Raw genomic sequence first — 8,058 nt, 5'->3', positions numbered from 1 at the left:
CATTTTACACACTGGTTCCAGCCTATGACAGGTCTCACAGCAGAGAAGCATGACAGCTTTATTTCTCCAACAGATGACGGAAGAGTCATTATGGAGTTTTCAGGAAAAGAGCTTGTAAAGGGCGAACCTGATGCATCAAGCTTCCCATCAGGAGGACTTCGTGCAACATTTGAGGCAAGAGGTTATACAGCATGGGATCCATCATCACCTGCATTTATCAAAGACGGATCACTTTACATTCCTACAGCATTTTGCTCCTACGGCGGTGAAGCTCTTGATAAAAAGACACCTCTTTTAAGATCAATGGAAGCTCTGTCGGATGAGGCTGTAAAACTCCTTCATCTCTTAGGCTATGAGGATGTAAACAGAGTAAATACAACAATCGGTTCAGAACAGGAATATTTCCTTATTGATAAAGATTATTACAAAAAGAGAAAAGACCTTCTTTTCACAGGAAGAACTCTTATCGGTGCTCCTGCTACAAAGGGGCAGGAGATGGAAGATCACTACTTTGGCGTTATCAAGCCAAAAGTATCAGCATACATGCACGACCTTGATGAAGAACTTTGGAAACTTGGAATCCCTGCAAAGACCAAGCACAACGAAGTTGCTCCTTCACAGCATGAGCTCGCACCTGTATTTGAGACAGCAAACATCGCTGTTGATCACAACCAGCTCACAATGGAAGTTATGAAAAAAGTTGCTGACAAGCACAATTACGCTTGTCTTTTGCATGAGAAGCCATTTGAAGGAATCAATGGTTCAGGTAAGCACAACAACTGGTCTGTTTGCACAGATACAGGAATAAACCTTCTTGATCCGGGCAAAAATCCCGGAGAGAACACTCCTTTCCTTGTATTCCTTATGGCTGTAATTGCAGCTGTTGATGAGTATGCACCAATCCTCAGACTTTCTGTTGCATCTGCAGGAAACGATCACAGGCTTGGTGGAAATGAGGCACCCCCAGCAATCATCTCAATCTTCGTTGGTGATGAGCTGGCAGAAGTACTTAAGGCAGTAGAAGAAGGAAGTGCATACCAGAGTGCAGGCAAAGTTCAGATGGCAATGGGGGCAACAGTCCTTCCACACTTTACAAAAGATAACACAGACAGAAACAGAACATCACCATTTGCTTTCACAGGAAACAAGTTTGAGTTCCGTATGCCCGGTTCATCAGTTTCTGTAGCAAATGCCAACATCGTCCTCAACACAGCAGTTGCAGAAGAAGTTGCAAAGCTTTATGAAAAGCTTGCTCCTTTCAAGGGCGAAGAACTTAAAGCAAAGATAGCAGAAGTTCTCAAAGAGACACTTGTAGCTCACAAGAGAGTTCTTTTCAACGGAAACGGATATACAGAGGAATGGGTAAAAGAGGCAGCAAAAAGAGGTCTTCCAAACCTTAAATCACTTCCTGATGCAATGCCATACTGGATTTCAGATGAGTCAATTGAGCTTTTCACAAAGCACGGCATCTTCACAAAAGAAGAGATCCATTCAAGATACGAGATCCTTCTTGAGAATTACTCAAAGTCAGTTCACATCGAGTCTCTCACCATGCAGGAGATGGTAAGAAAAGACCTTACAGAAGGCATCGTTGCTTACGAAAAAGACCTCAGCAAAGAAGTGGCTCAGAAGAAGAGTGTTATTGCCAGCGCCAGCTGTAAACTTGAATGTGGTTTACTTGAAAAGCTTGATGAGGCTTCTTCAAGAATGTGCGATGCTCTTGCAAAACTGGATAATGATACAAAGACTGCTGAAGGTAAGACTGAGCCACTTGAAACTGCAGCATTCTATCAGAGCACAGTCCTTGCTGACATGGATGAACTAAGAAAATACGCAGATCAGGCCGAGGCACTTATCCCTGACAAATATCTTAGTTACCCAACATACGGACAGATGCTTTTCTCATTAAGGTAAATTTGATCAAAAAAGGAAGGAAGCCCACATGGAACCATGGATGAATGAAAGAGATGCCTGCGGCATCGGAGCAGTTATCAATATAGATGGAAACCCGGATAATAAAGTTTTGGACGATGCCCTTTCTATCGTCGAAAAACTTGAACACAGAGCCGGAAAAGACGCCACAGGCAAAGTAGGCGATGGAGTTGGAATACTTCTTCAGATTTCTCACAAGTTCTTTTCAAAAGAAGCAAAGAAGCAGGGAATAACACTTAAAAATGCCGGAGATTATGGAATAGGAATGTTCTTTTTTCCCCAGGACTCCATGAAGCGTATGTTTGCAAAGCGCATGCTTGAAGTTATTGCACAGAAGGAAAATCTTAGGGTTATCGGATGGAGAGAAGTACCTGTCCACCCTGAAATTCTGGGAGAAGTTGCAATAAACTGCATGCCACATATTGAGCAGTGCTTTATTGAAAGACCCTCGGATGTAGAAACTGGAATTCCCTTTGACAGAAAGCTCTATTGCCTTAGAAGAGAGTATGAGAAATCCTCTGAGGATACCTATATTTGTTCTTTTTCATCCAGAACCATTGTGTATAAAGGAATGTTTTTGGTAGGGCAGTTGCGCAATTTCTACGAAGACCTTTTATCACCTGAATACGTTACAGCAATCGCCATGGTTCACAGCCGCTTCTCTACTAATACAACTCCTTCCTGGCAGCGTGCTCATCCATACAGGATGATCGCACATAATGGTGAGATCAATACTATCAGAGGTAACAGCGACAGAATGCTGGCCCGTGAGGAGACCATGTCTTCCGATATGTTTGGCGAAGAGCTTGGAAAAGTATATCCTGTTATCGCTTCCTCAGGATCAGATTCCGCCATGCTTGATAATACCCTTGAATTTTTGTACATGAACGGTATGGACCTTCCCCTTGCGATGATGCTCACAATCCCTGAACCCTGGAAGCACAACGACTTCATGGCTCAGGACAGAAAAGACTTTTACCATTACTATGCAACAATGATGGAACCATGGGATGGCCCTGCAGCAGTTCTTTTCACCGATGGGGAGGTGTTTGGTGCAACCCTCGACAGAAATGGACTGCGTCCATCCAGATACTATGTGACGAATGACAATAGGCTTATCCTCTCATCAGAAGTGGGAGTGCTCGACATCCCTGAAGAGAGCATTGTGAAAAAATCACGCCTGTCCCCCGGGCATATGCTTCTCGTCGATACCAAGGCCGGGCGCATCATCTCAGATGAAGAGTGCAAAGATAAATACTCAAAGGCAAAACTCTACGGCGAGTGGCTTGACCGCCACCTGCTTCATCTGGGTAAACTATCGATTCCCAACAGAAAGATCCCGACCCACTCCCAGGTGATGAGAGATAAGCTTTATAAGGTTTTCGGTTATTCCTATGAAGATGTAAAAAATCAGATCATGCCGATGGCCATGAATGGCATAGAGCCAACAGTTTCAATGGGAACGGATATCCCACTGGCTATGCTTTCCCAGCACCACCAGCCGCTTTTTTGCTATTTTAAGCAGCTCTTTGCCCAGGTAACCAATCCGCCTATCGACTCACTTAGGGAAAAAGTGGTCACAGATACTACGGTTTATATTGGTTCTGATGGAAATCTGTTAAAAGAAAAAAGTGATAACTGCAGAGTCCTTGAAGTCAATAATCCGATCCTGACAGGTGTTGACCTCATGAAGATCGAGGCCCTTGATCAGCCTGGATTTAAGGTAAAAAAGATATCTCTTTTGTACTATAAGAACACACCAATGGAAAGAGCTCTTGAGCAGCTTGATGTCTCCGTTGACAGAGCTGTGGCAGATGGCGTTAACATCATCATTCTCTCAGACAGAGGCGTAGATGAAAACCACATGCCAATTCCATCACTTCTTGCTGTTTCATCAGTGGAGCAGCACCTTGTAAGGACCAAGCAGCGCACAGCGGTTTCTCTCATACTTGAGAGCGGAGAACCAAGAGATGTTCATCAGATTGCGACTCTCCTTGGCTTTGGTGCGAGAGCTATCCATCCTTACCTTGCCCAGGAGTGCATAGCTGAGCTCATTGATATTGGAATACTTGATAAAGACTATCACACTGCTATTGCAGATTATAATAAAGCCCTCCTTGGCGGCGTTGTGAAGATCGCTGCAAAGATGGGAATCTCAACACTCCAGTCATATCAGTCTGCAAGAATATTTGAAGCTATAGGCCTGTCAAAAGAGTTTGTTGACAAGTATTTTACCGGAACAACGAGCCGTGTTGGCGGTATTGGAATCGCAGAAATTGGCGAGGATGTAGAATCAAGGCACAATAAAGCCTTCGATCCGCTGGGACTTCCGAGCGATACGACACTTGATTCTATAGGCTTCCACTCCCTTAGAAGTGGTGAAGACAAAGAAGACCACATGTATAGCCCAAAGACCATCGTAACACTCCAGAGAGCAGTAAGAGAGGGAGATTACGAGCGCTTTAAGGAATACACTCAGATGGTCGACGACGAGGACAGACCTCATACTTTAAGGGCTCTTCTTTCATTTGTTCCGGCAAAAGAGCCTGTGCCACTTGATGAAGTTGAGAGCGAAGAGCAGATAGTAAAAAGATTCCAGACAGGAGCCATGTCCTACGGCTCCCTTTCAAAGGAAGCTCACGAGACTCTTGCTACAGCCATGAACAGACTTGGGGGTAAATCCAACACCGGTGAAGGCGGCGAAGATGTGGAGCGTTTTGGCACTGAGCGCAACAGCGCTGTTAAGCAGGTGGCCTCCGGAAGATTTGGCGTTACCAGCCAGTATCTTTTGAGTGCAAAAGAAATCCAGATAAAAATGGCCCAGGGCGCAAAGCCGGGAGAAGGTGGACATCTTCCCGGTAAAAAAGTGTATCCGTGGGTTGCAAGCACCAGATTTTCAACGCCGGGAGTGGCACTTATTTCCCCTCCACCTCATCATGACATTTATTCAATTGAGGATCTGGCACAGCTCATTTATGACCTTAAAAATGCCAATGACAACGCTAGAATTTCTGTAAAACTTGTATCAGAAGCAGGCGTTGGAACTATTGCTTCCGGCGTTGCCAAAGCTGGAGCACAGGTAATCCTGGTATCCGGCTATGACGGCGGAACAGGCGCAGCTCCTTCATCTTCTGTCCATCATGCAGGACTCCCTTGGGAGCTTGGAGTAAGCGAAGCACATCAGTCTCTTTTGGCCAATGGCTTAAGAAGCAGAGTAGTGCTTGAGACCGACGGAAAGCTCATGACAGGAAGAGACGTTGCAATCGCAGCACTTCTTGGTGCAGAGGAATTTGGCTTTGCCACAGCGCCACTTGTATGCATGGGCTGCATGATGATGAGAGTCTGCTCAAAAGACACATGTCCTGTGGGAATTGCTACCCAGAACGAAGAACTCAGAAAAAGATTTAAGGGAAAACCTGAGCATGTCATGAACTTTATGCTCTTTGTTGCAAGACAGCTCCGTGAGATCATGAGCGTCCTTGGCTTTAGGACTATAGAGGAAATGGTAGGACGCACGGATTGCTTAAAGGTCAGAAGCTATGATGGCAAAGACCCTGACATCAAGAGGAGAAAAGAGGCAGCAGACCTTAGCAGGATTCTTGATAAGGCCTTTGCGGAGCGAAAAGACAATCATTTTGATCCAAAGGATGTCTATAACTTTGAACTTGAGAAAACTTTGGATTCAAGAGTTCTTATTCCTGAGTATGAGAAGAACAGGAAGAGCCTTGAAAAGTCAAAGACTGCATCACAGATAACAATGAAAGTGGAGGTATCAAGTACTGACAGAAGTTTTGGAACACTCCTTGGCAGCAGGGTTACAAGAGACTTTGGAAATACCTTAAGTGACGATTCAGTTTATGTTGAAGCTTTTGGAGGTGGCGGACAGTCTTTTGGCGCGTTTGTTCCAAAGGGCGTGACCTTAAAGCTCTACGGTGATGCCAACGACGGATTCGGAAAAGGCCTGTCGGGAGGAAAAGTCATCGTAAGACCTTCTGAGAAAGCAACTTATAAAGCTCATGAGAATATTATCGTCGGAAACGTGGCTCTTTATGGTGCAACAGCAGGAAAGGCCTATGTATGCGGTGTTGCCGGTGAGAGGTTCTGCGTTAGAAATTCAGGTGCAGTGGCAGTAGCAGAAGGCTGCGGTGATCACGGACTTGAATATATGACAGGCGGCCGAGCAGTGATCCTTGGAATGACAGGTAAGAACTTTGCTGCAGGTATGAGCGGCGGAATTGCTTACGTACTGGACAAAGAACACACATTATATCTTCGCATGAACAAGGATATGGCATCTCTTTATGAACTAACCGAGAAGTATGACATCGCAGAGCTTAAGAGTATTCTTGAGGATTACGAAAAAGAAACAAACTCTGAGTTTGCAAAAGAAATACTGGATAACTTTGAAGCATATATTCCTGATTTCAAAAAGATAGTTCCAAACGACTACCAAAAGATGATAACATCAATCGGAAAGTTTGAGGAACAGGGAATAGACCATGACCATGCCGTTCTTGAAGCCTTTAAGGAACTTGCATAAAGTGGGACTTTAAATAGGAGATTATAGGAATTATGGGAAAAGATACGGGATTTCTTGAATACAAAAGAACAAATAACGGTGATGTACCACCTGAAGAAAGAATAAAGAATTTTGAAGAATTTCATACACCTCTTGATACACAGCCAAGAAGGGAGCAGGCGGCCAGGTGCATGAACTGTGGAGTGCCTTTTTGCCAGTCTGCAATGAACCTTGGGGGAATGGTAACAGGGTGCCCACTTCATAACCTTATCCCTGAGTGGAATGATGAAATTTATAAGGGTCATGAAAAACACGCCTTTGACAGACTCTATAAAACCAGCAATTTCCCCGAGTTTACCGGCCGTGTATGCCCAGCCCTTTGTGAGAAGGCTTGCATGTGTGGACAGAATGGTGATTCAGTAACAGTGCATGATAACGAACTCTATCTTGTGGAAACAGCTTTTTCAAAAGGATATATAAAGCCTGTTGTTCCTGCAATCAGAAGCGGAAAAAAAGTGGCAGTTATAGGAGCCGGCCCGTCAGGCCTTGCAGTAGCAGATGAGCTTAATCACAGAGGTCATACTGTAGAGGTTTTTGAGAGAGAAGATGAAGTTGGGGGGCTTCTGATGTATGGAATCCCTAACATGAAGCTCGATAAAAAAGTCATAAAGCGCAGAAGAAAGCTCATGGAAGAAGAGGGAGTAGTATTCCATACAGGAGTGAATATTGGAGCCGGAGATATTTCCTGTAAAAAAGATAGCGCATCCGGTGCCACAAAAAGTGCGGATAAAACATGGTCATCCAAAGATATGCTTGATAAGTTTGATGCCGTAGTTTTATGCTGCGGTGCCAAAAAGCCAAGGCCACTTCCAGCAGCAGACCCGGACAAAGTGCAGGGCGTTTACTTTGCAGTAGATTTCCTGACAAAGACAACAAAAGCTCTTTTAAAGAGTGAAGACAGAACTGTAGAATCTCTCACAAAGCAAGGCGGTTATATTGATGCTCACGGAAAAAATGTGGTCATAGTCGGCGGAGGTGACACCGGCAATGACTGCATCGGAACAGTTGTCAGAATGGGAGCAAAATCCGTAACAGCACTGGAAATGATGCCAAAGCCTCCGGTTGAAAGGGCTGCAAATAACCCATGGCCTGAGTGGCCAAAGACCCTTAAGACCGACTATGGTCATGAAGAAGCTATTTATGTATATGGTAGTGATCCGAGGGTTTTCGAAACCACGGTAAAAAATGTGGTCACTGACAAAAAAGGAAATATCAAACAGCTTGAAACAGTGAAAGTGTCTTTTAAAGACGGAAAACTTGTAGAAGTACCCGGTTCAGAAAAGACACTTAAGTGCGACCTTTTACTTATCGCAGCCGGATTTATTGGATGTGAAGACTACTCTGCAGATGCGTTCTCTTTAAAGAGGAGCCCGCGCGGAACAGTAGTAACAGCTGATGATGGCTATCATATTCCAAATACAAAGCTCTTTTCTGCAGGAGATATGCACCGAGGCCAATCCCTGGTAGTATGGGCAATTGCCGAGGGCAGAGCCTGTGCAAAAGAAGTAGATGAGTACCTCATGGGATATACAAATCTATGAACTGAT

The 8,058-nt window shown here is 44.5% G+C and carries 3 protein-coding genes; all 3 read left to right on the top strand.

Features of this window, described 5'->3' with window-relative positions; genetic code table 11:
* On the top strand, positions 1–1,914 hold a 1,914-nt coding region (locus tag E7303_RS01920; protein WP_292143590.1), incomplete at its 5' end, for a glutamine synthetase III family protein.
* Between the two features lie 28 nt (positions 1,915–1,942).
* Positions 1,943–6,472: a glutamate synthase large subunit gene (gene gltB, locus E7303_RS01915; RefSeq protein WP_292143589.1), complete on the top strand. Its 4,530-nt coding sequence runs from the start codon at positions 1,943–1,945 to the stop codon at positions 6,470–6,472.
* A gap of 32 nt (positions 6,473–6,504) precedes the next feature.
* Entirely contained in the window at positions 6,505–8,052 is a 1,548-nt protein-coding gene (locus E7303_RS01910) for a glutamate synthase subunit beta (RefSeq protein WP_292143588.1), read from the top strand.
* Positions 8,053–8,058 lie beyond the last annotated feature (6 nt).

The organism is Butyrivibrio sp., assembly GCF_015056685.1.
Lineage (GTDB): Bacteria > Bacillota > Clostridia > Lachnospirales > Lachnospiraceae > Butyrivibrio.
This window is presented reverse-complemented; position numbering and strand designations above follow the sequence as displayed.

Bases quoted from the DNA above. Each gene is read 5' to 3' on its own strand.
- gltB (WP_292143589.1), top strand. From the start codon at position 1,943: ATGGAACCATGGATGAATGAAAGAGATGCCTGCGGCATCGGAGCAGTT.
- E7303_RS01910 (WP_292143588.1), top strand. From the start codon at position 6,505: ATGGGAAAAGATACGGGATTTCTTGAATACAAAAGAACAAATAACGGT.